Origin of the sequence: Achromobacter sp. Marseille-Q4954, from assembly GCF_943737025.1 — a bacterium.
Classification (GTDB): domain Bacteria; phylum Pseudomonadota; class Gammaproteobacteria; order Burkholderiales; family Burkholderiaceae_B; genus Achromobacter; species Achromobacter bronchisepticus_A.
The window spans coordinates 2,820,886-2,846,973 of sequence record NZ_CALSFQ010000001.1; the positions used below are offsets into that span (position 1 = coordinate 2,820,886).

Annotated in this window: 25 protein-coding genes; 16 read left to right on the plus strand and 9 right to left on the minus strand. The window is 67.1% G+C overall.

Going from position 1 to position 26,088, the window contains the following annotated elements:
• Positions 1–240: 240 nt before the first annotated feature.
• Complete coding sequence (locus NGK62_RS13300; protein WP_251878631.1) at positions 241–2,121, plus strand: sigma-54-dependent Fis family transcriptional regulator; 1,881 nt, start codon at positions 241–243, stop codon at positions 2,119–2,121.
• Positions 2,122–2,129: 8 nt separating this feature from the next.
• Here NGK62_RS13300 and trpC read toward each other — a convergent pair whose 3' ends face one another.
• From trpC to rpe, 6 genes are all read right to left on the minus strand, one after another.
• Entirely contained in the window at positions 2,130–2,918 is a 789-nt protein-coding gene (gene trpC, locus NGK62_RS13305) for an indole-3-glycerol phosphate synthase TrpC (RefSeq protein WP_059377198.1), read from the minus strand.
• On the minus strand, positions 2,915–3,946 hold the full coding sequence (gene trpD, locus NGK62_RS13310) for an anthranilate phosphoribosyltransferase (protein ID WP_054455246.1): 1,032 nt from the start codon (positions 3,944–3,946) through the stop codon (positions 2,915–2,917). Before trpD ends, trpC begins: the two co-directional genes overlap by 4 nt.
• 12 nt (positions 3,947–3,958) lie before the next feature.
• A complete protein-coding gene (locus NGK62_RS13315; RefSeq protein WP_059377201.1) occupies positions 3,959–4,525 on the minus strand; it encodes an aminodeoxychorismate/anthranilate synthase component II in 567 nt (188 codons plus the stop codon).
• A gap of 56 nt (positions 4,526–4,581) precedes the next feature.
• Positions 4,582–6,102 carry an anthranilate synthase component I gene (gene trpE / locus NGK62_RS13320; RefSeq protein ID WP_054455241.1) on the minus strand — a complete coding sequence of 507 codons (1,521 nt, stop codon included), beginning with the start codon at positions 6,100–6,102 and terminating at the stop codon, positions 4,582–4,584.
• A 263-nt stretch (positions 6,103–6,365) separates the two neighbouring features.
• The gene (locus NGK62_RS13325; protein ID WP_059377203.1) at positions 6,366–7,073 is read right to left on the minus strand and encodes a phosphoglycolate phosphatase; all 708 of its coding nucleotides are present in this window, start codon (positions 7,071–7,073) and stop codon (positions 6,366–6,368) included.
• 14 nt (positions 7,074–7,087) lie between these two features.
• Entirely contained in the window at positions 7,088–7,816 is a 729-nt protein-coding gene (gene rpe, locus NGK62_RS13330; RefSeq protein ID WP_251878633.1) for a ribulose-phosphate 3-epimerase, read from the minus strand.
• 129 nt (positions 7,817–7,945) lie between these two features.
• Between rpe and apaG the strand changes: the two genes are divergently transcribed.
• The 5 genes from apaG to NGK62_RS13355 all read left to right on the plus strand — a co-directional run bounded on the left by apaG (position 7,946) and on the right by NGK62_RS13355 (position 12,786).
• On the plus strand, positions 7,946–8,320 hold the full coding sequence (gene apaG, locus NGK62_RS13335) for a Co2+/Mg2+ efflux facilitator ApaG/CorD (protein WP_039882644.1): 375 nt from the start codon (positions 7,946–7,948) through the stop codon (positions 8,318–8,320).
• Positions 8,321–8,358: 38 nt separating this feature from the next.
• Positions 8,359–9,660: a murein transglycosylase A gene (gene mltA / locus NGK62_RS13340; RefSeq protein WP_251878635.1), complete on the plus strand. Its 1,302-nt coding sequence runs from the start codon at positions 8,359–8,361 to the stop codon at positions 9,658–9,660.
• A complete protein-coding gene (locus tag NGK62_RS13345) occupies positions 9,657–10,826 on the plus strand; it encodes a UbiH/UbiF family hydroxylase (RefSeq protein WP_251878638.1) in 1,170 nt (389 codons plus the stop codon). Before mltA ends, NGK62_RS13345 begins: the two co-directional genes overlap by 4 nt.
• A 144-nt stretch (positions 10,827–10,970) precedes the next feature.
• Positions 10,971–11,768 carry a DsbC family protein gene (locus NGK62_RS13350; RefSeq protein WP_059377211.1) on the plus strand — a complete coding sequence of 266 codons (798 nt, stop codon included), beginning with the start codon at positions 10,971–10,973 and terminating at the stop codon, positions 11,766–11,768.
• Positions 11,769–11,829: 61 nt separating this feature from the next.
• Positions 11,830–12,786: a D-2-hydroxyacid dehydrogenase family protein gene (locus NGK62_RS13355; RefSeq protein ID WP_059377213.1), complete on the plus strand. Its 957-nt coding sequence runs from the start codon at positions 11,830–11,832 to the stop codon at positions 12,784–12,786.
• Positions 12,787–12,850: 64 nt separating this feature from the next.
• On the opposite strand, the gene ttcA is transcribed toward NGK62_RS13355, so the two are convergent.
• Positions 12,851–13,819, minus strand: coding sequence for a tRNA 2-thiocytidine(32) synthetase TtcA (gene ttcA, locus NGK62_RS13360; RefSeq protein WP_251878640.1), 969 nt, complete (start codon positions 13,817–13,819; stop codon positions 12,851–12,853).
• A 2-nt stretch (positions 13,820–13,821) separates the two neighbouring features.
• Entirely contained in the window at positions 13,822–14,181 is a 360-nt protein-coding gene (folB, locus tag NGK62_RS13365) for a dihydroneopterin aldolase (RefSeq protein WP_008164827.1), read from the minus strand.
• Positions 14,182–14,305: 124 nt separating this feature from the next.
• Between folB and NGK62_RS13370 the strand changes: the two genes are divergently transcribed.
• Complete coding sequence (locus NGK62_RS13370) at positions 14,306–15,208, plus strand: NAD(P)/FAD-dependent oxidoreductase (protein WP_118933392.1); 903 nt, start codon at positions 14,306–14,308, stop codon at positions 15,206–15,208.
• A gap of 11 nt (positions 15,209–15,219) precedes the next feature.
• Here the strand turns inward: NGK62_RS13370 and pcaD are convergent, their stop codons facing one another.
• Entirely contained in the window at positions 15,220–16,017 is a 798-nt protein-coding gene (gene pcaD, locus NGK62_RS13375; RefSeq protein ID WP_251878642.1) for a 3-oxoadipate enol-lactonase, read from the minus strand.
• 100 nt (positions 16,018–16,117) lie between these two features.
• Between pcaD and NGK62_RS13380 the strand changes: the two genes are divergently transcribed.
• The 9 genes from NGK62_RS13380 (at position 16,118) to NGK62_RS13420 (ending at position 26,032) form a co-directional block, all read left to right on the plus strand.
• Complete coding sequence (locus NGK62_RS13380; RefSeq protein ID WP_251878644.1) at positions 16,118–17,041, plus strand: LysR family transcriptional regulator; 924 nt, start codon at positions 16,118–16,120, stop codon at positions 17,039–17,041.
• A 355-nt stretch (positions 17,042–17,396) separates the two neighbouring features.
• Entirely contained in the window at positions 17,397–18,590 is a 1,194-nt protein-coding gene (gene urtA / locus NGK62_RS13385) for an urea ABC transporter substrate-binding protein (protein WP_059377226.1), read from the plus strand.
• A 69-nt stretch (positions 18,591–18,659) separates the two neighbouring features.
• The gene (urtB, locus tag NGK62_RS13390; protein WP_059377229.1) at positions 18,660–19,562 is read left to right on the plus strand and encodes an urea ABC transporter permease subunit UrtB; all 903 of its coding nucleotides are present in this window, start codon (positions 18,660–18,662) and stop codon (positions 19,560–19,562) included.
• Positions 19,563–19,566: 4 nt separating this feature from the next.
• The gene (urtC, locus tag NGK62_RS13395; RefSeq protein ID WP_251878646.1) at positions 19,567–20,613 is read left to right on the plus strand and encodes an urea ABC transporter permease subunit UrtC; all 1,047 of its coding nucleotides are present in this window, start codon (positions 19,567–19,569) and stop codon (positions 20,611–20,613) included.
• A 32-nt stretch (positions 20,614–20,645) separates the two neighbouring features.
• Entirely contained in the window at positions 20,646–21,407 is a 762-nt protein-coding gene (gene urtD, locus NGK62_RS13400) for an urea ABC transporter ATP-binding protein UrtD (protein WP_118933397.1), read from the plus strand.
• A gap of 14 nt (positions 21,408–21,421) precedes the next feature.
• Positions 21,422–22,111: an urea ABC transporter ATP-binding subunit UrtE gene (gene urtE, locus NGK62_RS13405; RefSeq protein WP_059377235.1), complete on the plus strand. Its 690-nt coding sequence runs from the start codon at positions 21,422–21,424 to the stop codon at positions 22,109–22,111.
• Positions 22,112–22,136: 25 nt separating this feature from the next.
• Positions 22,137–23,174 carry an aliphatic amidase gene (locus tag NGK62_RS13410; RefSeq protein ID WP_013391115.1) on the plus strand — a complete coding sequence of 346 codons (1,038 nt, stop codon included), beginning with the start codon at positions 22,137–22,139 and terminating at the stop codon, positions 23,172–23,174.
• A 69-nt stretch (positions 23,175–23,243) separates the two neighbouring features.
• Entirely contained in the window at positions 23,244–24,050 is an 807-nt protein-coding gene (locus NGK62_RS13415; protein WP_059377251.1) for a CbbQ/NirQ/NorQ/GpvN family protein, read from the plus strand.
• Positions 24,051–24,052: 2 nt separating this feature from the next.
• Positions 24,053–26,032, plus strand: a complete 1,980-nt coding sequence (locus NGK62_RS13420; protein ID WP_251878648.1) for a nitric oxide reductase activation protein NorD — start codon at positions 24,053–24,055, stop codon at positions 26,030–26,032.
• Positions 26,033–26,088: the final 56 nt, after the last annotated feature.

Below are 26,088 nucleotides of genomic sequence, written 5' to 3' on the forward strand. Positions count from 1 at the left end.
AGTCGGTGCTTCCCCGCTGGACAGCCCGCGGCTTGCATGCGAAAGTAGGTTTCCAAAATGGGGCGACGTGCAGCAATGCCCCAGAGGGCCGGCCCGCCGCCGGGCCGCCCCTGGGCGGGTCAGCTCCCCAGGGGGCAGGCAGTCCGCGTAGCGGGCGCGGCGTGAGGGCTCGCTCCCTGTCGCTTTTTGCGACATCGTCGCGGAACAGGTGTCGCAGAACGCCTGTCCCAGGAGACATGCATGGCCACTCATTCCCGTCAGCACGCGCTGACGCAAGCGCGCCTGCTGTTCAACCAGCAAGGCGCGGTGCCCGGCGGCATGGTCGCCGAGCCCATCCTGCGGTCGTGGCGTCGCTGCGCCGACCTGGGCTTCGACATGCGCGGCGTGCGCCGCGCCGAGCTCATGACCCAGGGCGAGTTGCGCGAGGCCCAGCAGCGCAACGAGGCGCTGCGCAGGCTGTCCGAACCCGCCATATCCCTGCTGCGCCGCCAGGCCGGCGGCAGCGGCGGCCTGGTGATCCTGTCCGACGCGCAAGGCCTGGTGCTGGACTCCGACGGCGACACCGGTTTCGCCCAGCGCGCCTCGCGCGTGGCGCTGATGCCCGGCGCGCCCTGGGACGAAGCGGCGGCAGGCACCAACGCCATCGGCACCGCGCTGGTGGAAGGCCGGCCCATCGCCGTGCATGGCGCGGAACACTATTTCGAACCCAACCGCATCCTGACCTGCGCCGCCGTCCCCATTACCGACAGCGAGGGCCGCACGCTGGGCGTGCTGGACCTGTCCAGCCCGGCGCGCGACCTGCGGCCCGACGTGCTGGAACTGGTGCGCGCCGCCGTGGACCTGATCGAGCACCGTTTGTTTGAACAGGCCTACGAGCAGCACGCCGTGCTGCGGCTGCACGTGGACCATTCCGGACTGGGCGCGCCCGGCGAGGGCCTGCTGGCCTTCCAGGGCGACCTGCTGATCGGCGCCAACCGCCGCGCCTTGCAGGCGCTGGGCCTGGCGCCCACCGCACTGGGCGTGTACCGCTACGCCGACGTATTCGATGGCGACATGGAGCGCTGCCCCGACGCGGCCGGCAGGGTGCAGGCGCGCTCGGGCGCCGTGTACCACGCGCGTCTGCGTTGGCCGCGTTCGCGCGCGCCACAGGCGCCAGCGCGGCCGGCGCTGCCGCCCGCGGCCGGCCCGCGCCCCGCTGAACCGAGTTTCGATGCCGCAACCCTGGGCGCGCTGGCACGCGCCGTCCACCTGTCGGATGCGGGCGTGTCGATTCTGTTGCAAGGCGAAACCGGCGTGGGCAAGGAAGTGTTCGCGCGCCAGCTGCATGCGCGCAGCAAGCGCGCCTGCGGGCCGTTCGTGGCGGTGAACTGCGCGGCGTTGCCGGAAAGCTTGATCGAATCCGAGCTGTTCGGCTATGAAGACGGCGCCTTCACTGGCGCGAGGCGCCAGGGCAGCAAGGGACTGCTGCGCCAGGCGCACGGCGGCGTGCTGTTCCTGGACGAGATCGGCGACATGCCGCTGATGCTGCAATCGCGCTTGCTGCGCGTGCTGCAGACGCGTGAAGTCTCGCCGCTGGGCGCGGCCAGGCCGGTGTCCGTGGACTTCGCGCTGGTGTGCGCGACACACCGGCCGCTGGCGCACGAGGGGCCCGACGCGCCGGTGCGCCCGGACCTGTACTTCCGCATCGCCGAATACACCGTCACGCTGGAACCGTTGCGTGCACGCGCCGACCGCCTGGAGCTGCTGCGTGGCCTGTGGGCGGCGCAAGGCGCAGGCCCTGTGCTGCCGGCCGAGATCGAAGCCATCCTGGCCGCCTATTCATGGCCCGGCAACTACCGGCAACTGGCGGCCGTGCTGCGCACATTGCACGTGCTGGCGGGACCTGCCGGCGTCGTCGAGGCCGACATGCTGCCCGCCGACATCCGCGGCGCGGCGTCTGCGCCGCAAGCCGCAGGCACAGACGTTGATCCTGCGAATCTGCAAGCCATGACGGACGCCGCGATCCACAATGCCCTGGCCGCCCATGGCGGCAATGTCAGCCGCGCTGCGCGCGCGCTGGGCGTGCACCGCAGCACGCTTTATCGCCGCGTTGCGGCGCTGGGCGCGCCGCGTGCGAGGTAGTTTTTCGCCTAGCCCATCAGGCGCGCAAGTTCCGCGCCCGGATCCTTGGCGCGCATGAAGGCTTCGCCCACCAGGAAGGCGTCGACCTTGTGCTGGCGCATCAGCTGCACGTCTTCCGGCTTGAGGATGCCGCTTTCGGTCACGACGCGCTTGCCGGCGGGGATCCGGGGCAGCAGGTCCAGGGTGTTCGACAGGCTGGTCTCGAAGGTGCGCAGGTTGCGGTTGTTGATGCCGAGCAGCGGCGTCTTCATGGTCAGCGCGACGTCCAGTTCCTGGGCGTCGTGCACTTCCACCAGCACGTCCATGCCCAGTTCCATTGCCAGCGTTTCATAGTCGCGCAGTTGCGCGGGGCTGAGCGCGGCCACGATCAGCAGCACGCAGTCCGCGCCCATGGCGCGCGCGACGATGATCTGGTAGGGGTCGATCACGAAGTCCTTGCGCAGCACCGGCAGCGAGCAGGCCGCGCGCGCCTGGCGCAGGTGGTCGTGGGAACCCTGGAAGAACTGCACATCGGTCAGCACCGACAGGCAGGCCGCGCCGTGCACCGCATAGGTGGCGGCGATTTCCGGGGGATTGAAAGGGTCGCGCAGCACGCCCTTGGACGGCGAGGCCTTCTTGATTTCGGCGATGACGCCGGGCTTGCCTTGCGAGATCTTGTCTTCGATGGCTTGGGCAAAGCCACGCACGTCCTGCCGCGCCTGCGCTTCGCGCAGGACTTCGGCTTCGCTGCGCATCTGGCGAGCGGCGGCGACTTCCTCGGCCTTGACGGCGAGGATCTTCGCGAGAATATCGTTCATTTCAGGAATTTCCGGGTATATGCGCAGAATTCTTCCAGCTTGGCTCGCGCCGCGCCGGTGGAGATAAGTTCAAATGCTAGAGCCAATGCCTCGGGAATGGAATCGGCCTTATTGCCAGCATAGATGGCGAGTCCCGCATTGAGCGCGACGATGTCGCGGGCGGTGCCTTCGACATTTTCGAGCGCTTCGATGACAAGCTCACGCGATTGTTCGCGATTGGACACCTTGATGCTCCGGTTGGACATCATGGATAGCCCGTAGTCCTCGGGGTGGATCTCATATTCGAGGACTTTCCCGTCCTTGAGTTCCCCGACCAGGGTGGCGCCGCCCAGCGAGGCCTCGTCCATGCCGTCCTTGCCGTGCACCACCAGCACGTGGCGCGACCCCAGGCGTTCCAGCACGCGCACCTGGATGCCGACCAGGTCGGGGTGGAACACGCCCATCAGCTGGTTGGCGGCGCCGGCCGGGTTGGTCAGCGGACCCAGGATGTTGAAGATGGTGCGCACGGCCAGTTCCTTGCGCACGGCGGCCACGTTCTTCATGGCGCCATGGTGGGCGGGCGCGAACATGAAGCCGATGCCGGTGGCCTGGATGCACTCGGCCACCTGTTCGGGCGTCAGCACCAGGTTGGCGCCCAGGGCTTCCAGCACGTCGGCGCTGCCGCTGGAGGACGAGGCGCTGCGGTTGCCGTGCTTGGCGATCGGCACGCCGGCCGCCGCCGCCACGAACATGGCAGTGGTGGAAATGTTGAAGGTGTGGCTGCCGTCGCCGCCGGTGCCGCACATGTCCAGCAGGTCGGCGGGGTTGGGGGTGACCACGGGCGTGGCGAATTCGCGCATGACCTGCGCGGCCGCGGTGATCTCGCCGATGGTCTCTTTCTTCACGCGCAGGCCCATCAGCAAGGCGCTTGCGATCTGCGGCGACATTTCGCCGCGCATCAGCATGCGCATGAGATGCAGCATTTCGTCGTGGAAGATTTCGCGGTGTTCAATGCAGCGCGTCAGCGCTTCGGCGGGGGAAATAGTCACGATGCGTCCTTCTTAGGCGAGGTTCAGGAAATTGCGGAGCAGGGCATGGCCGTGCTCGCTGAGCACCGACTCGGGATGGAACTGTACTCCGTATAGCGGCAAGGTCTTGTGGCGCACGCCCATGATGTCGCCGTCCGGCGCGGTCGCGGTCACGGCCAGGCAGTCGGGCAGGGTGGCGGGGTCGATGGTCAGCGAGTTGTAACGGATCACGGTGTACGGGGTGGGAAGACCGGTGAAGATGTCCGTGCCCGTGTGCGAGATCCGCACGGTCTTGCCGTGCATGATCTGCTGCGCGCGCACGATGTCGCCGCCGTAGGCCGCGCCGATGGCCTGATGGCCCAGGCACACGCCCAGGATGGGCTTCTTGCCGGCAAAGGTCTGGATCACGGGCACCGAGATGCCTGCTTCGGCCGGCGAGCAGGGGCCGGGCGACACGCAGATGCGGTCCGGATTCATGGCGGCGATCTCTTCCAGCGTGATCTGGTCGTTGCGCGCCACGCGCACGTCTTCGCCCAGTTCACCGAAGTACTGCACCAGGTTGTAGGTGAAAGAGTCGTAGTTGTCGATCATCAACAGCATTTAATTCTCCTGTGGGGCCGCCCGGCGGCCCGGATATGTCCGGTGGGGGCGGGGCCTCAGATGGGTTCGTCCAGGCCGTGCTGCACCTGTTCCGCGGCGCGCAGCACCGCGCGGGCCTTGGCTTCGGTTTCGGCCCATTCGGCTTCGGGGTTGGAGTCGGCCACGATGCCGGCGGCGGCCTGCACGTACAGCGTGCCGTCCTTGATGACGCCGGTGCGGATGGCGATGGCCACGTCCATTTCGCCGCCGTAGCTCAGGTAGCCAGCCGCGCCGCCGTAGATGCCGCGGCGCACGGGCTCCAGCTCGTCGATGATCTTCATGGCCTCGACCTTGGGTGCGCCGGTCAGGGTGCCTGCGGGGAAGGACGCGCGCAGCACGTCCATGCTGCTCATGCCGGGGTTCAGCGTACCGGTGACGTTGGACACCAGATGCATCACGTGCGAGTAGCGTTCAATCACCATGGTGTCGCTGACCTTGACCGAGCCCACCTGGGCCACGCGGCCCACGTCGTTGCGCGCCAGGTCGATCAGCATCACGTGCTCGGCCACTTCCTTGGGATCGGCCTTCAGTTCGGCGGCCAGGGCGGCGTCTTCCTCGGGCGTGCCGCCGCGCTTGCGGGTGCCGGCCAGGGGACGGATCGTAATCTGCGACTTGGGCTCGCCGTTTTCCACCACGCGCTCCTGGCGCACCAGGATTTCCGGCGACGCGCCGACCACCTGGAAGTCGCCGAAGTTCCAGAAGTACATGTAGGGGGAGGGATTGAGCGACCGCAGGGCGCGGTAGAGGGAGAGAGGGGAATCGCGGAAGGGCTTGGCGATGACCTGGCCGATCTGCACCTGCATCAGGTCGCCGGCGGCGATGTGTTCCTTGGCGCGGTGCACGGCCGCCAGATAGTCTTCCTTCTTGAAGTCGCGCCGCTCTTCGGTCTGCATGCTGGCGTGGCTGTAGGGAATTTCCACCGGGCGTCGCAGTCGGGCGCGCAGGTCGTGCAGGCGCTGCTGGGCGCGGCTGTAGGCTTCGGGCTGGCCCGGGTCCGCGTAGACCATCAGGTAGATCCGGCCGGCCAGGTTGTCGACGATGACCAGCTCGTCCACGTGCATCAGCATCAGGTCGGGCGTGCCGCCTTCCATGCCGGCGGGAAACGGCTTGACCGCCGGGCCCAGGCAGGGCTCGATGTGGCGCACCGTGTCGTAACCGAAGTAGCCGGCCAGGCCGCCGCAGAAGCGCGGCATGCCGGGACGCAGGGCGACCTTGAAGCGGCTCTGGTATTGCTCGATGAAGGCCAGCGGATCGCCGTCATGGGTCTCGGCGACCTTGCCGTCGTGCAGCACCTCGGTGCGGGTGCCGCTGGCGCGGATCACCGTGCGGGCCGGCAGGCCGATGAAGGAGTAGCGGCCGAAGCGTTCGCCGCCCACCACCGATTCCATCAGGCAGGTCATGCGCCCGCCCTGGGGGCCGGCGTGCGCGAGCTTCAGGTAGATGCCCAGCGGGGTGTCCAGGTCGGCATAGGTTTCCGCGACCAGCGGGATGCGGTTGTAGCCTTGTGCGGCGAGGGCCTTGAATTCGATTTCGGTCATGTCGGGTCTCGTGAGCGATTTATCTGCTATCGGACCAGGCGCGCAACAAAAAAGCCCGGTCCAGGTTACTGGTTCCGGGCTTGGCTCTGTGATTATTTACACAGCTACGGCACTAGGCGGCATACGCGTCCAGGGCCGGGAGGGATCATCGCCACCCGGAAGACAAACGCCACCAGCGCCACGAGGCGCCGAGCATTTGGTTCTGGATGGAAACGTTCATTGAGCTTTGTTCAGTATTGAATTCGCGGTGCGCCGCCGGGTGTTCAGGAGCCTGTTCTTGCCGCGTTCTGGTTTTGATTCCAGAGCGCGACCCACTGGGCGGCGGCGACTAGCGTGTCAACTATACCATCGACATCCAGCTCGCGCACGTCCCGGCCTTCGTTGTAACCATAAGGCACGACCAGGACCTGGGTGCCGGCGCTGCGGCCGGCCTGGGCGTCATTGACCGAATCGCCGATGGTCACGGCTTCGTGCATGGCGACGCCGAGCAGGTCGCAGGCATGCACCACCTGATCCGGATCGGGCTTGCGGCGCTCGCAGGTGTCGCCGCAGACCACGGCGTCGAAAAAGCCCGCCAGGCCCGTGCGCTGCAGCAGCGGCAGGGTGAATTCGGTGGGCTTGTTGGTGACGACGGCCAGCTTCAGCCCTTGCTCGCGCATGAGCTTCAGGCCGTCGATGACGCCGGGATAGATCTGCGCCTTTTCGCCATTGGACAGGTGGTAATGGCGATAGAAGGCGGCGCGGGCCACGTCGAACTCGGCGGCAGAGGGGTCGGCTGCATCCAGGCTGCCGGCCAGGCTGCGGCGCACCAGGTTGTCCACGCCCTTGCCCACGAAGGTGGCCACCACGTCTTCGCGCAGGGGCGACATGCCCAGTTCCACGCGCATGGCATTGGCGGCGAAGGCCAGGTCGGGAATCGAATCCAGCAGGGTGCCGTCCAGGTCCAGCAGCGCGGCGCGAAAAGCGGTCATGTCGGTTCCCCGGCTCAGATGGCGGTGGTTTCGCCGATGGCGATCTGTTTGCGCATGGACTTGATGATGCCGGCATAGTCCGGCTTGCCGAAGATGGCGGAGCCGGCCACGAAGGTGTCGGCGCCGGCGCGGCGGATTTCAGCGATGTTGTCGATCTTCACGCCGCCGTCGACCTGCAGCACGATTTCCTGGCCGCCGGCCTGCGTCCAGGCGTCGATGCGGGCGCGCGCCTCGCGCAGCTTGCTCAACGCACCCGGGATGAAGCTTTGGCCGCCGAAGCCCGGATTCACCGACATGATCAGGATCAGGTCGATCTTGTCCATCACGTAGTCCAGGTAGGACAGCGGGGTGGCGGGATTGAACACCAGGCCGGCCTTACAGCCGTTTTCACGGATCAGCGACAGCGTGCGGTCCACGTGGCGGCTGGCGTCCGGGTGGAAGCTGATGTAGTCGGCGCCGGCCTTGGCGAACATCGGCACCAGGTCGTCCACCGGTTCCACCATGAGATGCACGTCGATCGGCACCTGGACATGGGGGCGGATGGCCGCGCACACCATCGGGCCGATGGTCAGATTGGGGACATAGTGGTTGTCCATCACGTCCACGTGGATCCAGTCGGCGCCGGCGGCGACGACGTTGCGGACTTCCTCGCCCAGGCGGGCGAAGTCGGCCGACAGGATGCTGGGGGTGATGCGGGTGGAAGCCTGTTGGGTAGACATGATGTTCGGGATCGGGGAGGGCATAATGTGCCATTATTGCAGTTTGAGGCGCGGTACCGGGAATGGCCCGGCCCGGCGGGTCCGGGAACCGTGTCTTTTCCAGCGTCAGGCGCCGTACCACGGCCGCCCGCCAGCACCACACAGGGAAGGACTGTGAAACCTTACGACCTGAGCGTCTCTGTCTCTCCGCGCTTCGTGCCTGAACAGTCCGATCCTGGCGAACAGCAGTTCGTGTTCGCCTATACCGTCCGCATCACCAATACCGGCGAGCATCCCGCCCAGGTGATCAGCCGCCATTGGATCATCACCGACGGCAACCAGCGCGTGCAGGAAGTGCGCGGGCTGGGCATCGTCGGGCAGCAGCCCTTGCTCGCGCCCGGCGAAACCTTCGAGTACACCAGCGGCTGTCCCCTGCCCACGCCGGTGGGCACGATGCGCGGCACTTACCACTGCGTCGGCGAGAACGGCATTCCGTTCGAAGTGCCGATCTCCGAATTCGTCCTGGCCATGCCGCGTACCCTGCATTGAATGGCCCGGCTATCCGTCGCACGTTTTTTCATTTGCTCATGAAGCGCATTCTCAGTCTGTCCGTGCTGTCCGTCTTGCTGGCGGCATGTTCCACCCCCTCCGATATCCCTCCCGACTCCGGTTCGACCGGCATCCCCGGCCCGTCCGCGCCCGCAGCCGACGGCCCGCTGGTGGTGCCGTCGCTGGCGTCCTTGCCCGATACCCCGCCGCGCGCGCTGGCGGGCAAGTACAAGGCGGCGAACTGGGCCGAGATGCCCGGCTGGACCAACGATGACCTGTCGCGCTTCTGGCCCCTGTTCCTGCGCAATTGCCGCGGCCTGATGCGGCCGACCAGCGGCAACCTGGCCGCGCCGGCGCGCGCCACGCCGCGGGCCTGGCAGCCGGTCTGCGCCGCCGCCGCGGATCCGTCCCGCGCGCCTGCCGCGGGCGATGGCGAGGGCGTGCGCCGCTTCCTCCAGACCTATCTGCAGCCCTGGCGCCTGAACGCGGCCGACGGCAAGCCGGCCGCCAATACCGTGACGGGCTATTACGAGCCCCTGGTGCGCGGCTCGCGCCGCCAGGGCGGCAGCCATCAATGGCCGCTGTACACCGTGCCGGCGGACCTGCTGACCATCGACCTGGGTTCGATCTATCCGGAACTGGCGGGCAAGCGCGTGCGCGGCAAGCTGGACGGCAAGCGGGTGGTGCCCTATGACTCGCGCGCCGCCATCGAATCGTCAGGCCGCCGTCCGCCCGTGCTGGTGTGGGTGGACGACCCCGTCGACAACTTCTTCCTGCAGGTGCAGGGCTCGGGCCGTGTGCAGCTGACCGACGGCCCCGATTCCGGCAAGACCATCCGCGTGGCCTACGCCGACCATAACGGCCAGCCTTATGCCTCGATTGGCCGCTGGCTGATCGACCGGGGCGAGCTGTCGGCCGACCAGGCCTCCATGCAGAACATCCGCGCCTGGGCCCAGCGCAATCCCAAGCGCGTGCCGGAAATGCTCAACGCCAACCCGGCGGTGGTGTTCTTCCGTGAAGAGGCGGTGATCGACCCGGAGCAAGGCCCCAAGGGCGCCTACGCCGTGCCGCTGGCCCCCATGCGTTCGATCGCGGTCGACGCGGGCTTCGTGCCGCTGGGCACGCCGGTATTCCTGGCCACCACCTATCCCGCGTCCGATCGGCCGCTGCAGCGCCTGGTGCTGGCCCAGGACACGGGCACGGCCATCCGCGGCGCCGCGCGCGCCGACTTCTACTGGGGCTACGGCGACGACGCCGGCCAGCAAGCCGGCCGCATGAAGCAGCGCGGCCAGATGTGGGTGCTGTGGCCGAAACAGGCCGGGGAGCCGAGCGCAAGATGAGCCATCAGATCGTCGTTTGCGGGGCCGGCATCGTCGGCCTGTCCACTGCCCTGGCGCTGGCCCGCCGCGGCCAACGCGTGGCCGTGCTGGCGCCGCGCGCCAGCGTGCCGCCGGCCGATCCCGACCGCTACCATCCGCGCGTCTACGCCATTTCGCCCGCCAGCCAGCGCTTTCTGGCCGAACTCGGCGTGTGGGACGCCATGCCCGCGTCCCGGCTGACGCCGGTCAACGCCATGGAAATCCACGGCGATGCCGACGGTCAGGTGAATCTGAGCGCCTGGCAGGCGGCGCTGCCGCAACTGGCCTGGATCGTCGAGTCCGGCGAAATCGAGCGCGTGCTGATCCAGGCCGTCCGCATGTTCGGCATTCCCTGGCTGGAGGACCGCTGCACGGGTTACCGCGACGGCGCCATCGACACCGAAAGCGGCACGCGCATCGAGGCCGAGCTGTTCGTGGGCGCCGATGGCGCGGCGTCGCCGCTGCGCGAGGCCGCCGGCCTGAAGCATGAATCCGTGTCCTATGACGACACGGGTCTGGTGGTGCATCTGGACGCCGAGCGTTCACATCAGGGCGCCGCCTTCCAGTGGTTCCGCGATGACGGCGTGCTGGCTCTGCTGCCGCTGCCCGATACCTCCGCCGGTGCGCAGGTTTCCATGGTCTGGTCCATGCGCACCGAACTGGCGCAGGCGCTGCTGGCCTTGCCGTCCGAGGAGCAGGCTGCCCGCCTGGAAACCCTGCTGGCCGACGCCGCCGAAGGCCGCCTGGGCGCGCTGAAGGTCCGCAGCAAGCTGCATGGATTCCCCTTGACGCTGGAGCGCGCCCAGATGGTTGCGCCCGGCATCGCGCTGGCGGGCGACGCGGCGCACCGCCTGCACCCGCTGGCAGGCCAGGGGCTGAACCTGGGCCTGGGCGACGTCGAGGCCCTGGCCCGCGTCGTCGCCGGCCGCGAAGCCTACCGTGCGGCGGGCGACCTGCGCGTGCTGCACCGCTACCAGCGCGCGCGCGCCGAGCCGGTGCTGGCCATGCGCCTGGCCACCGACGGCCTGCACAAGCTGTTCGCGTCGCGGGCGACGCCGCTGGTCTGGCTGCGCAATGCCGGCATGCACTGGGTCGAACGGGCGCCTCTGATCAAGCGCCGCCTGATCACCGGCGCTTCGGCCAACTAGGGCCGGATCCGTCCCGCGGAACCTCGCCCGCGGGCGGATTGTCTGACTCATAGGGGGCGCCTGCCCGTGCAGGCCGGATTCGCCCAGGCGCGGATCGGTTACCCTTTCCGCACAAGAACACGATAGATAAGTACAGGAGTACCGATGAATTTCCGCATATCCGCCACCTTGGCCGCTTGTTTCCTGGCCGCGGGCCTGGGCATGTCCGCCGGCGCGGCGGCCCAGGGCGACAAGTCCGTCTCCACCCAGTCCGTGGGCCAGCCCGGCAAGGGCGACAAGAGCTACTCCACCACCCAGGTAGCGCCGGCCGATCCCGTGGCGGACGCGGTCAAGGACCGCTTCCGCCAGCGTTTCGACGGCATGGATGTCACGGCCGTGCGCCGCACGCCCTACGGGCTGTTCGAAGTGCAGCTGGGCATGGACCTGATCTATACGGATGAAAAGGTGACCTGGGTCATGGAAGGTCCGTTGATCGACGCCATGACGCGCCGCGACGTCACCCGCGAAACGCAGGAGCGCCTGAGCGCCGTGTCGTTCGACCAGCTGCCGCTGGACCTCGCCATCAAGCAGGTCAAGGGCGACGGTTCGCGCAAGGTCGCGATCTTCGAAGACCCCAATTGCGGCTACTGCAAGCAATTGCGCAAGACGCTGGAAAACGTCGACAACATCACCGTCTACACCTTCCTCTATCCCATCTTGTCGCCCGATTCCAAGGACAAGGTGCGCGACGTGTGGTGCTCGAAGGACCCGGGCGCGACCTGGGACGACTGGATGCTGCGCGGCAAGAAGCCCGCCACCGCGAATTGCGACGTACCCGAGGACAAGCTGCTGGCCCTGGGCCAGAAGCTGATGGTGCGCGGCACGCCGACCACGTTCTTTGCAGACGGCTCGCGCGTCAGCGGCGCCTTGCCGCTGGAGCAATTCAAAGCCCGCTTGAACTGACCGGCGCGCGGCGCCGGCCGGGAGGCTGGCGCCACAGGCGCCAAGCCCCCGGAGACAGCTCTTGAAAATCGCAATACTCGACGATTACCACGACGTAGCCAAGCGCTATGCGGATTGGACCTCGCTGGGCGGCAACGCCGAGGTGCGGATCTTCAACAACTTCATTCCCGAGGGGCAGGTCGAGCCCACGCTCGAACCCTTCGAGGTGATCGTCGCGATGCGCGAGCGCACACCATTCCCTGCGGAACGGATCCGCGCGCTGCCGAACCTGCGCCTCTTGGTCACTACCGGCATGCGCAACAACGCCATCGACATGCAGGCTTGCGCCGAGCAGGGCATCGTCGTGTGCGGCGCGCCCGGCAGCGCCGAGGCCAACACCGCCACGGCTGAATTGGCCTGGGCGCACATCCTCGGCCTGTTCAAGCATCTGCCCACCGAAGACGCCGCCATGCGCCGCGGCATGTGGCAGACGGGCATGCCCGAGCCGCTGGCGGGTAAGCGCCTGGGCGTGCTGGGTCTGGGCAAGCTGGGCGCGGCGGTGGCCAAGGTGGGGCTGGCCTTCGGCATGGACGTGGTGGCCTGGAGTCCCAACCTGACCGACGAGCGCGCCGAGGCGGCGGGCGTGAAGCGGGTGGACAAGCACGAGCTCTTCGCCACGTCCGACGTCGTCAGCCTGCATCTGATCCTGTCCGAACGCAGCCGCCATGTGGTCGACGCGGCAGCCCTGGCCGCGATGAAGCCGACCGCCTACCTGGTCAACACCTCGCGCGCCGGCCTGGTGGATCAGGAAGCCTTGATGGACGCGCTGGTGAAGTTCCGCATCGCCGGCGCCGGCCTGGACGTCTATCCCGAGGAACCGCTGTCGCCCACGGATTCCGTGCGCGACCTGGACAACGTGATCCTGACGCCGCACCTGGGCTACGTCAGCCGCGAGAACTTCGAAGCCTTCTACCAAAACGCGCTGGAGGCGGTGAAGGCGTGGAAGTCGGGCCAGCCGATTCGCGTGCTGAATGCGTAGGCGTAGCGCCTGCAAATGAAAAAGGCTGCCCTGGGCAGCCTTTTTCAATTCCCGCGCGCCGTTTTCAGCCGCGCGTGAACGTCACCTTCTTCTCGACGATGGCGCCGGGCTCCAGCGCTTGCGGCGTATCGCCACAGGCTTCGCCGGCATCTTCCTGCGGGTCTTCGGCATCGAACGCCGTGTCGCCATTGGCGTCAGGCAGACCGGTGGGCTTCAGGCCCACGAAGTCGAACAGGTCGCGGTCCATCAAGTGCGAAGGCACCACGCGCGACAGCGCGTTGAACACGTTCCACGAGCGGCCTGGATGCTGCTTGTCCCATTCCTTGATCATGCGGCCCACTTCCTTGCGCTTCAGGTTCTCTTGCGAACCGCAGAGATTGCAGGGAATGATGGGGAACTGCTTGAGTTCGGCGTAGGCGATCAGATCGGTTTCCGGCACATAGGCCAGGGGGCGGATCACTGTGTGGCGGCCGTCGTCGGACACCAGCTTGGGCGGCATGCCCTTGGCCTTGCCGCCGTAGAACAGGTTCAGGAAGAACGTGCCCAGGATGTCGTCGCGATGATGGCCCAGCGCGATCTTGGTCGCGCCCAGTTCGGAGGCGACGCGGTACAGGATGCCGCGGCGCAGGCGCGAACAGAGCGAGCACATGGTCTTGCCCTCTTCCAGCACGCGCGTGACGATGGAATACGTGTCCTGCGTCTCGATGTGGAAGGGCACGCCCAGTTCCGTCAGGTACTGGGGCAGGATGTGGTCGGGAAAGCCCGGCTGCTTCTGGTCCAGGTTGACCGCGATCAGCTCGAACTTGAAGGGAGCGCGCTTCTGCAACTGCAGCAGGATGTCCAGGAGCGCGTAGGAGTCCTTGCCGCCCGACAGGCAGACCATGACGCGGTCGCCTTCTCCAATCATGTTGTAGTCGGACAGGGCGCGCGTGGTTTCGCGGGCCAGGCGCTTGGTCAGCTTGTTGCCTTCGTGGCGGGCCTTTTCTTCGGCCTCGGTGCGAAAGCGCACCTCGGGGGTAGCTATGTCGTTCATGGTCAGCGAGTGATCTGGATTTCCACGCCCACCGCCGCGCAGTCGGAAAAGGCCATGGGCTTGCTGATGCGCAGGCGCAGCGCGCGGATTTCCTGGAAGTCGGCCAGCAGGCGCGCCGCGACCTGCTCCGACAGGGTTTCGATCAGGTTCACGTGCGCCTGCGTGCATTCTTCCACGATGGCCTCGCGCAGCCGGCGGTAGTCCAGCACGCTGTGGATGTCATGGTCGTCGACCGAGCGCTGGATGTCCACGTCGAAATCGGCGTCGACATGCAGGGGCTGGGTGGCGCGGCGCTCGTGCTCGAGGATGCCGATGCGGGCGTCGAGCGCAAGCCCGGAAAGAATGATGCGGCGTGTAGGCATGATGAAAACCTGGGTGGGGTAGCCCGGAATTGTAAGGCGACAGCGGAACGGGGGCGGCGCGCTGGCTACAATCCGGCCATGTCCGGGCGTCCGCGAGGCGCCGGCGCAGTCAATAAGGGGTGAAATGCAACAGATGCACGATTCGGTCATTGTAGGCGGCGGCCCCGCCGGCGCCTCCTGCGCCCTGTGGTTGGCGCGCCTGGGCCTGTCCCCGCTATTGGTCGAGGCTGGCCCCCGGCTGGGCGGGCTGGGCAATGACAATCCCTTCGCCGACGACTGGATCGCCGTGCTGCCCGGCGTGACCGGGCAGCAGGTGGCCGCCAATATCGACGCCAGCGTGCGCGCGGCCGGCGTGCCGCTGCGGCTGGAAACCCGCGTAACCGGGGTGCGTCCCTGCAAGGGCGGCATCGAGGCCACGCTGGCAGGCGCCGACGGCGCCGAATCCCTGGTGCGCGGACGCACCCTGGTGATCGCCTCGGGCGTGCGCGCCAAGGGGCTGCCGGACCATCCGCCGGGCGCATCCTGGCCCGGCGTGCTGATCGGCCCGGGCTCGCCCATCGTGGCGCAGGACTATTCGGGCCTGTCGGTGGCGGTGCTGGGCGGCGGCGACAACGCCTTCGAAAACTACGTCTACGTGCGTAACCGCGGCGCCCGCAGCGTGCATCTCTATGCCCGCAGCGTCCGCGCCCAACAGCAATGGGTGACGCGCGCCGGCCGCGAAGGCGTGCATATCGGACCGTACAAGGTCGACCCCGCCACCCGCAGCGTGGACGGCAAGCAGTACGACCTGATCCTGGTCTTCTACGGCTGGGAGCCCCAGGCCGGCTTTGCCGACAGCCTGCACCTGGCCCGCGACGAGCGCGGCTACATCCGCACGGACTTCGCCACCGCCGAAACCAGCGTGCCCGACATCTACGCTGTGGGCGAGGTGGCGCACCGCATGCATCCCTGCGTGGTCACCTCCATGGCCGACGGCGTGGTCGCGGCCAAGGCCATCCAGCGCCGCTGGGAGCGCGGCGCGGAGTAGGGACGCGGGCTTCAGGCCGTGAGCAGGAATTCCAGCACCGCGGCCTCGAACGCCTCGGGCAATTCGATGTTCGCCAAGTGCACGGCCGGCAGCGTCAGCAGCCTGGCGCCAGGGATGGCGGCGGCGATCTGCTCGCCGTGGCTGGCTGCGGTGACCGTGTCGTGCTGGCCCGCGATGACCAGCGTCGGATTCGGGATCAGCGCCATGGTGCGACGCAGGTCGAAGTCCCGCACGGCGGCGAATGCGCCCGCCAGGCCATGCTTGTCGGTGTTCAGCAGCATGGTGCGGAACGGTTCGACGGCGGGATTGCTCTGCTGCAGCCAGGACGCAGGAAACCAGTTCTTCAGGAAGGTCTCGGCCGTTTCCGACATGTTCTCTGCCCGCAGCGTGGCGGCGATGCGTTCGTCCCATTGCGGCACGGGTCCCAGATAGGCCGAGGTATTGCTCAGGACCTGGCGATGGATGCGCTGTGGCGCATGCACGCCCAGCCATAGACCGACGATGCCGCCCAGCGACAGCCCCAGGAAATGCGCGCGCTCGATGCCCAACCCGTCCATCAGCTCCAGCACGTCGCGGCCCAGGCGGTCAAGCGAGTAAGGACCTTGCGGCACACTGGACGCGCCATGGCCGCGGTAGTCATAGCGCAGCACGCGGAAGTGGCGAGTCAGCGCGGGAATCTGTGCGTCCCACATGTGCAGCGTGGTGCCGATGGAGTTCGCCAGCACCAGCGTGGGCAGATCCGCGCGGCCATCGTAACGGTAGGCGATGCGCGCGCCGTCGCCGGCGGTGTAGTAGGAGATGTCTTGCATGATGCTTGGCCTCGCGGTGGTTGGTGTGAGGCAAATCGTAGTTGCGCGCCGTTAGAGAAAAAATTACAAAGTTTGCACAATCATTGTCGGAAAAACAGACATGAGCGAATTCACGCTGCACGATCTCCAATGCTTCGACGCGGTGGCGCGCGCCGGCGGCTTTCAGGCGGCCGCGGCAACGCTGCACCGTTCGCATCCGGCGGTATTCGCCGCCGTGGCCAAGCTGGAACGGCAGTTGGATCTGGCCTTGCTGGACCGCAGCGGCTACCGCGTGAGCCTGACAGCCGCGGGGCAGTCCTTCCATGCGCGCGCGCAAGCGCTGCTGCGCGAGCTGACCGCCTTGCGCGCGCACGCCGAACAACTGGCCATGGGCGAGGAAACCGAGCTGCGCATCGTGATCGGCGACTTCTGTCCGCGCCCCTACGTGCTGGGCTTGCTGAGCCGCTTTTTCGCGGACTGTCCGGCCACGCGCCTGGACCTGCACTTCGAGGCCGTGTCCGGGCCGCAGGAACGCCTCTACGACGGCGAGGCCGACCTCATCCTGCATCGCGTCGCCAAGAACGACGCCCGCATCGAATGGGTCGACCTGGCCAAGGTGCCTTTCGTACCCGTGGTGGCGCCGGGCTTTCTGCGTGAACCCGTGCCGCGCGCGATCAAGCCCGCGCTGATGCGCGACTACACGCAATGCGTCATGCGCGACACCGCCAGGCACATGCCGCCGCAGGATTACTTCACCGTGGAAGGCGCGCGCCAGTGCACGGTGGCGGACCAGCTGATGAAGAAGGAAATCATCCTCCAAGGCATGGGCTGGGGTCACATGCCGCGTTTTCTCGTCGAAGACGAACTGCGCGACGGACGTCTGATCTCGATCGCCAACCGCCATCTGCCGGGCAGTGTCGAAGAGCTGGTCGCCGCGCGCCGCACGGACTGCGCGCAAGGTCCGGTCTCGAACCGCTTGTGGCACTACTTGCAGAATGCCGCGCCAGCCTTGCGCCGCGCCTTGGCAGCGAGCCGCGGCCGCTAAGGGAAAATACGCATGGCATAGCGCCACACGCTTCTTCAGAATGCCTTCCAGACGCAAGTTCGTCTTCAAATTTTCGCCGACTGCCAGTGTTGCCAGTCAGGCGTAGGGCAAAAAGGCCCGAGCCGGAATTTCCGGCTCGGGCCTTTTCGTTTTCCGTTTGTCCATCGCTTTTCTTCGAATGGCGTTTCGCTGCGCCGTGGGCGCAGCTTTGCCTGAAGAAACGTGGCAGGCAGCGGGCGGACGGCAGTCGTCGTGATGTGGTGGGCAAAGGCGCCTGCCCAATCCCGGGCAGTTCAGGGCTTGCGTGCAAGCCCTAGCCGGAGGCTTGCCTTCAGAAACGCACAGGAGCGCAACGATGAGCGTATACAACCGCCGCCGCTTTCTGCAGCACAGCGGCTCCATGGTCCTACTGAGCGCCGCGTCGGGGATGGCAGCCTTGCCCCGCCAGGCTTACGCCCAAGACACAGTCAAACTGGGCTTGCTGCATTCGCTGTCCGGCACCATCGCCATCGCCGAGGCGTCGCTGGTGGACGCGGAGAAGCTGGCGATCGAAGAGATCAACGCCTCGGGCGGCGTGATGGGGCGCAAGATCGAACCCGTGGTCGAAGACGGCGCGAGCGAGAACGCCGTGTTCGCCGAGAAAGCGCGCAAGCTGCTCGACCGCGACAAGGTCGCCGCCATCGTGGGCTGCTATACCTCGGCTTCGCGCAAGGCGCTGCTGCCGGTGCTCGCGCGCAGCAAGGGCCTGCTGTACTACCCCACCTACTACGAGGGCCAGGAGCAGGACGCGCGGGTGTTCTATCCGTCGCAGGAAGCCACGCAGTCCGTGATCGCGGCGGTGGAGTGGATGGCGCGTGAAAAGGGCAAGACCTTTTTCCTGGTCGGCTCCGACTACATCTATCCGCGCACCTGCAACAAGATCGCCAAACCGGCCATTGCCCGCATGAATGCCAAGGTGGTGGGCGAAGAGTACGCGCCGTTGGGCCATACCGAGTTCTCTTCCATCATCAACAAGATCAAGGCGGCCAAGCCCGAGTGCATCTACAGCACCGTGGTGGGCGGCTCCAACGTGGCGTTCTACAAGCAGCTGCGCGCCGCCGGCCTGGACGGCACGCGCGTGGTGCTGCTGTCCACCGTGGTGTCCGAGAACGAGATCGAAGGCATCGGCAAGGACAACGCGGCGGGCTACTACGCCTGCATGGGTTACTTCCAGAGCCTGCAGAATCCGGCCAACGAAAAATTCGTCAAGGCCTTCAAGGCCAAGTACGGCCAGGACCGCGTCATCGGCGACCCGATGGAGGTTGCCTACAACAGCGTGTACCTGTGGAAGCTCGGCGTGGAGAAGGCCGGTTCGTTCGATCCCGACAAGGTGATCGCGGCCTCCGCCGGGCTGACACTGCAGGCGCCGGAGGGCACCGTGCGCGTGCACGAGACCAACCATCACGTCTGGAAGAAGGTGCGGGTGGGCCGGGCGCGGCCGGACGGGCAGTTCGACATCGTCTGGGAATCGGCCGACCTGATCGAGCCCAATCCCTTCCCGAAGCTGTAGCCCGCGCTTGCGGATGTGCGCAAGCCCTTGGCCGGCGGCCTTGCCGCCGGCGCAGCCAGGAACGTGACCATGAATATCGACATCGCGGCAATGCAGCTGTTCAACGGGATCAGCCTGTTCAGCATCCTCCTGCTGATGGCGATCGGCCTGGCCGTCGTGTTCGGCCTGATGGGCGTCATCAACATGGCGCACGGCGAGCTGATGGCTATGGGCGCTTACACCACCTACCTGGTCGCGGTCGCGTTTCAGCATTGGGCCCCCGGCTGGATGGACGTCTACCTGTTCGCGGCCATTCCGCTGGCGTTCCTGGTCACCTTCGCCTTCGGCTATGTGCTGGAGCGCGGCTTCATCCGCTGGTTCTACAACCGCCCGCTGGACACGCTGTTGGCGACCTGGGGCCTGAGCCTGATCCTGCAACAGGCCTACCGTTCGCTGTTCGGCGCGCAGGAAGTCAGCGTGCCGCTGGCCTCCTGGCTCAGCGGCGCGTGGGAGCCCACGCCCGACTTGCAGTTCCCGCTGAACCGCATCTTCATCCTGGGCCTGACGCTGCTGGTGGCGGTGGGCGTGTATCTGCTGCTTTACCGCAGCGCGTGGGGACTGCGCGTGCGCGCCGTCACCCAGAACCGCGCGATGGCGGGCGCCGTTGGCATCAACACGCGGCGCGTGGACGCGCTGACCTTCGCGCTGGGCTCCGGCCTGGCGGGCATCGCCGGCTGCGTCTTCACCATGATCGGGTCGACCAACCCCGGCACGGGCCAGCTCTACATCGTCGATTCATTCATCGTGGTGGTATTCGGCGGCGTCCAGAGCCTGCTGGGAACGGCGTTCTCCGGCCTTGCGATCGCACAGTCGCAGACCACGCTGGAATACCTGATGAGCGGCTCGATGGCCAAGGTCACGATCCTGGTCCTGGTGATCCTGGTCCTCTATTTCCGCCCGAACGGGCTGTTCGCCAACAAGACTCGGGGGTGATGCGATGAAGGCCCTGCACCGGAAAACCGAAGAGATCGCGATCCTGCTGGTCGCGGCGCTGATCCTGGCCGTCCTGCCCCTGTCGCTGGATCCGTTCCGGCTGAACCTGGTCGGCAAGTACATGGCGTTCGCCTTCGTGGCGATAGGCATCGTGCTGACCTGGGGCTACAGCGGCGTGCTGAGCCTGGGCCAAGGAATTTTCTTTGGACTGGGCGGGTACATGATGGCCATGTTCCTGAAGCTGGAGGCGTCCGCGCCAGAGCTGCCCGACTTCATGGTTTGGAGTAGCGTGGAGAGCCTGCCGGTCTGGTGGCAGCCATTCCATTCGCTGACGTTGACGCTGCTGCTGATCGTGGTCCTGCCGGGACTGGCGGCCTATCTGTTTTCGTTGGCGATCTTCCGCAAGCGGGTCAGCGGCGTGTATTTCGCCATCGTCACGCTGGCCCTGGCAATGACGCTGACCGTGCTTATCATCGGCCAGCAGGGAGACACAGGCGGCGCCAACGGCATTACCGACTTCCGCACGCTGCTGGGCTGGGACATCGTCGGCGATGAAGGCAAGCAGGCGCTGTACTTCATCGAAGCCGGCGCGCTGGTCGTGGCGATGCTGGCGGCGCTGGCGATTGTGCGCAGCCGGCTGGGCAAGATCCTGATCGCCATCCGCGACCGCGAGGACCGCGTGCGGTTCTCGGGCTACGACACCGCGCACGTAAAGGCTTGCATCTTTTGCGTGGCGGCGATCCTGTCCTCCATCGGCGGCGCCTTCTTCACGCTGCAGGTAGGCCTGATCTCTCCGGGCGCGATCGGCGTGGTCGCGTCGATCGAGATGGTGATCTATGCGGCGGTCGGCGGCCGGCTTTCGATTCCCGGGGCCGTGGTCGGGGCCTTGCTGATCGGCTTTCTCAAGTCCTATCTGTCAGAGACGTTCCCGGAAGTCTGGCTGTATTTCCTGGGGGCCATTTTCATTGCGGTCGTCGTGGTCATGCCCAACGGCCTGGCCGGCGTGTTCGGCCAGATTCAGGCGCGCCGCGCCGCGGGGAGCGCGCGATGAGTGCCACCCTGGACCTGCAGGAGCCCGCCAGCATGGAAATGAGCAGCGACCGCCCGGCGCCCGGCGCCATCCTGAGCGTCGAGGACCTGACGGTCTCGTTCGACGGCTTTCGCGCCGTGGACGGCTTGAGCCTGCGCGTGGCGCAGGATGAGCTGCGCGTCATCATCGGTCCGAACGGCGCGGGCAAGACCACGCTGCTGGACATCATCTGCGGCAAGACCCGGCCTTCAGCGGGCCGCGTGATGTTCCAGGGGCGCGACCTGGTGCGCATGGCGGAATTCGACATCGTGCGGGCCGGCGTCGGCCGCAAATTCCAGACGCCGTCGGTCTATGAAGACCTGACGGTGCTGGAGAACTTCGAGATCTCGCTGCCGAACGCGCACGGGGTGGTGCGCTCGCTGCGATTCCGGCGCACGGCCGAAATCCGCGAACGCATCCAGGACATGGCGGGGCAGGTGTTCCTGCAGGACCGCCTGGCGGAGAAGGCGGGCCGCCTGAGCCACGGCCAGAAGCAATGGCTGGAGATCGGCATGCTGCTGATGCAGAACCCGCAGTTGCTGTTGCTGGATGAACCCGTGGCCGGCATGAGTCCGCGCGAACGCGAACAGACGGCCGAGCTCCTGGCGCGCATCTCGCGCGGCAAGTCTATGGTGGTCATCGAGCACGACATGGATTTCGTCAAGCGCATTGCGCACAAGGTCACCGTGTTGCATCAGGGCCGCTTGCTGAGCGAAGGCACGGTGGCCGAGGTGCAGGCTGACCCGCGCGTGCTGGACGTGTACCTGGGCCATTGAGAGGAGGGCGCGCCATGTTCCAGATCGACAAGTTGAACGTGAGCTACGGCGAATCGCACGTCGTCCACGACGTGTGCTTCGACGTGGCGCCACGGGAATCCGTGGCCATCATGGGCCGCAACGGCATGGGCAAGACCACCTTGCTCAAGGCGCTGATCGGCATGCTGCGGTCGGGTTCGGGCAGCATCCGGCTGGATGGCGTGGAGCTGGCCGGCATGGAGAGCTACCAGCGCGTGCGCAGCGGGCTGGCCTTCGTGCCGCAGGGCAGGATGATCTTTCCCTTCCTGACCGTGGAGCAGAACATCCTGACCGGCGCGGAGCGCAGCGGCCTGAAGGCCGTGCCGGAATACCTGTACCGCTTTTTCCCGGTGCTGCACGAGATGCGCCGGCGCAAGGGCGGCAACCTGTCCGGCGGGCAGCAGCAGCAACTGGCGATCGCTCGCGCGCTGATTTCCGATCCGCGCGTGCTGATCCTGGACGAACCCACCGAGGGCATCCAGCCTTCCATCATCAAGGACATTGCGCGGGTCCTGAACGCGCTGCGCGAGGAACGCGGCTTCGCCATCGTCGTGTCGGAACAGATGCTGAGCTTCGCGCTGGACCTCGCGGACCGCTTCCTGGTGATAGACCGGGGCCGCATCGTGCACGAAGCCTGCCGCGAGAGCCTGGACCAAGACAAAGTCAGATCTTTCCTGACGGTATGACCGTCAACCACCGAGGAGCATTGTCATGAGACACGGAGATATCTCCAGCAGCAACGATTGCGTGGGCGTGGCCGTCGTGAACTACAAGATGCCGCGGCTGCATACCCGCGCGGAGGTGATGGAGAACGCCCGCAAGATCGCCGACATGGTCGTGGGCATGAAGCGCGGCCTACCCGGCATGGACCTGGTCATCTTCCCCGAGTACTCCACCCACGGCATCATGTACGACGCCAAGGAAATGTACGAAACCGCTTCGGCCATCCCGGGCGAAGAGACCGCGGTGTTCGCCGACGCCTGCCGCAAGGCCAACGTATGGGGCGTGTTCTCGCTGACGGGCGAGCGCCACGAAGAGCATCCGAACAAGGCGCCGTACAACACCCTCATCCTGATGAACAACAAGGGCGAGATCGTGCAGAAGTACCGCAAGATCATGCCCTGGGTGCCGATCGAGGGCTGGTATCCGGGCGATTGCACCTATGTGTCGGAAGGCCCCAAGGGCTTGAAGATCAGCCTCATCATCTGCGACGACGGCAATTACCCCGAGATCTGGCGCGATTGCGCCATGCGCGGCGCCGAGCTGATCGTGCGCTGCCAAGGCTATATGTATCCGGCCAAGGACCAGCAGGTCATGGTGTCCAAGGCCATGGCGTGGATGAACAACGTCTATGTGGCGGTGGCCAATGCCGCGGGCTTTGACGGCGTGTATTCCTATTTCGGCCATTCGGCCATCATCGGCTTCGACGGCCGCACGCTGGGCGAATGCGGTGAAGAAGACATGGGCGTGCAATACGCCGAGTTGTCCACCAGCCTGATCCGCGACGCGCGCAAGAACATGCAGTCGCAGAACCACCTGTTCAAGCTGGTGCACCGCGGCTATACCGGCAAGATCAATTCCGGCGAAGAGGCCACGGGCGTCGCGGCCTGCCCGTACAACTTCTACGCCAACTGGATCAACGATCCGGAGGGCACGCGCAAGATGGTCGAGTCCTTTACCCGGTCCACCGTGGGCACGCCGGAGTGCCCCATGGAAGGCATCCCCAACGAGGACGCCAAGCACCGCTAGGCGTGCCTGCCGACCATCCGGTCCGTCCGGCCCGCCGCGCCGGACGGACGCCTTCCGAGGACATGAACCGTGCCGTCTCCGCTCGAAACCTACCGGATTGCGCAAGAACCCTTCTACCGTCCCACGGGACGGGAAACCGCGTTATACGAGCATGCGTACGCGCACCGGCTGCCCATGATCCTCAAGGGGCCAACCGGCTGCGGCAAGACGCGCTTCGTGGAGTACATGGCCTGGAAGCTGGGACGCCCGCTGGTCACGCTGGCCTGCAACGAGGACATGACTGCCTCCGACCTGGTGGGCCGCTACCTGCTGGATGCCGACGGCACCGCCTGGCACGACGGCCCGCTGACGCTGGCCGTGCGCCATGGCGGCATCTGCTACCTGGACGAGATCGTCGAAGCGCGCCAGGACACCACGGTGGTCATCCATCCGCTGACCGATGCCAGACGCATACTGCCTTTGGACAAGAAGGGCGAGGTGGTGCGGGCCCATCCGGACTTCCAGCTGGTGGTGTCCTACAACCCCGGCTACCAGAGCAGCGCCAAGGATCTCAAGCCCTCTACCCGGCAACGCTTCGTGGCGCTGGATTTCGACTATCCGGAGCCCGGGCGCGAAGCCGAGATCGTGGCGCATGAGGCCGGCATAGACACCGGCTTGGCAGAGCGGCTGGTGCGCATCGCGCACAGTTCGCGCGAGCTCAAGCGTCACGGCTTGGACGAGGGCGTGTCCACCCGCATGCTGATCTACGCCGGCATCCTCATCCGCGACGGCGTCAGTCCCGCCGAAAGTTGCGACATGACCATGACGCGCGCGCTGACCGACGATCCCGACATGGCGGCGGCGCTGCGGTCGCTGGTCGACGCGAACCTGGAATGAACATGCGAGCCGTCCTGTCCGCGGGTGAAGGGGCCGGCGCTGGCGCACGCCTGGCCGGCACGCTGGACGACAAGCTGCGCCGGCTGGCCGCGCGCGGCGGCGAGGACCAGGCGGTTCAAGCGCGGCGCTGGATCGAAGCGCTGCACCGCGAAGACCCCGATTGCGCCGCCGCGGTGGCGGAGCGCTTCGACCAGTTGATGGCGAAGCTGACGGCCGGCGGGCTGGGGCGCTGGATGCTGGCCGGCCTGCGGCGCTACGAGCGCCAGCTCGGTCCGCTGCGCGCGTATTTCCAGCTGCGCGATGCCTATGCCCGCGAGGCCTTGAACAGCGAAGCGGGCGCGCAGGAGCTGGAAGCCGCGCAGGCGGGGCTGTCGTGGCTCTTGTGCGGCCTCGCAGGCAGGGCGATGGCGGTCGAGGCCTTGCGGCGTCCGACGCTGGACGGGCCGCCGTCGCGCCCCATCCTCGCGCCTTCGCATTTGCTGGTGCCGGACAGCTATACCGTGCTGGACGGCGCCGACCGCCGGGCGTTGTACCGCGCGGCCGTGGCGCATGCAGCGGCCCATCTGCGTTACTCGCCGGCCGCGCAGCCGGTACTGAGCCTCAAGCCCATGGGCGTCGCTGTGGTGTCGGCTATCGAGGATGCGCGGGTGGAGCGGCTGCTGGCGGCCGACTATCCCGGCGTGCGCCGCTGGTTCCGGCCCTTCGTGCCGCCGCCGCCCGATCCGGCGGACCTGGGATTCGCGGCGCTGATCCAGCGCATGAGCCGGCTGTTGATGGATCCGTCGCTGCACGACGACAACCATTGGGTGAACAAGGCGCGGGCGCTGTTCGAGGCGCAGGCCGCCGACCTGCGCGACACGGCGGCCTTTCGCCGCCTGGCCTCGGTGCTGGCCAACGACCTGGGCCAGATGCGGGTGCGCTTCAACCCGCAGCAGTACGCCGTGCCCGTGCCCTATCGTGACGACAACGCCTATCTGTGGGACTACGGCGACGCGGCAGAGCCGCCGCCTGAGCTGACCCTGGGATCGCAGGGTGTGGCGCCCGAGCGGCGCGACGCCGCACCGCAAGGCCAGGACGAGCCGGCGCCAGCCGCCGACGAAACGGAGCTGGGACGCTACCGATATCCCGAATGGGACTACAAGCTGGGCCGCAGCCGGCCGGACTGGTGCACCGTGATCGAGAAGCTGCCGGGTTGGACCGGCACGCCGCCGCCCGCGCCCGCCGGGCCTGCGCAGCGCCTGGCCCTGCCGCAGTCGCGCCGCCTGAGCCGCGCGCGCCGTTTGAGGCGCCAATGGGAGGGCGATGACATCGACCTGAACGCCGCGATCGAGGTCTTGATCGACCGGCGGCTGGACTTGGCCCCCGACGCCCGCTTCTTCATGCGGCCCGGCAGCCAGCCCTGCGCCAGCAGCACGCTGGTGCTGCTGGACCTGTCGGCGTCGGCCAACGACCTGGCGTCCGACGCAGGGGCGGCGGTGCTGGACCTGGAGAAGCGCGCGGCAATGCTACTGGCGCAGGCCACCTCAGGCGACGGCGACCGGATTGCCGTGCACGGCTTTTGCTCGGACACGCGGGCGGCGGTGTACTACTACCGCCTGCTGGAGGCCGGCGCCCCGATCGCGGCCGCGTTGGGCCGCATAGGCGGGGCCCAGGCCCGTTATTCGACGCGCCTGGGCGCGGCGTTGCGGCATGCCGGCGCGCTGGCGCTGCAGGTGCCGGGAGAGCGGCGCGCCATCATCGTCGTGACCGATGGCGAACCCTCCGATATCGACGTGCACGACCCGCGCTATCTGGTGGACGATGCCCGCGAGGCGGTGCTGGAACTGCGCGGGCGAGGCGTCGGCGTGCATTGCGTCGCGTTGGACGCGCAGGCCGAACCGCAGCTGCGCGCGATGTTCGGCTTTCGCGGTTACCGGATCGTGACAAGCCCGGCGGCATTGCCGCAGGCGCTGATCCGCGCCTATGCCAGGACGGCGGCATGACCACCCCAGGAATCCACGTGTTGACGGCGGCTGCGGCTGTGCTGAAACTGATGAAC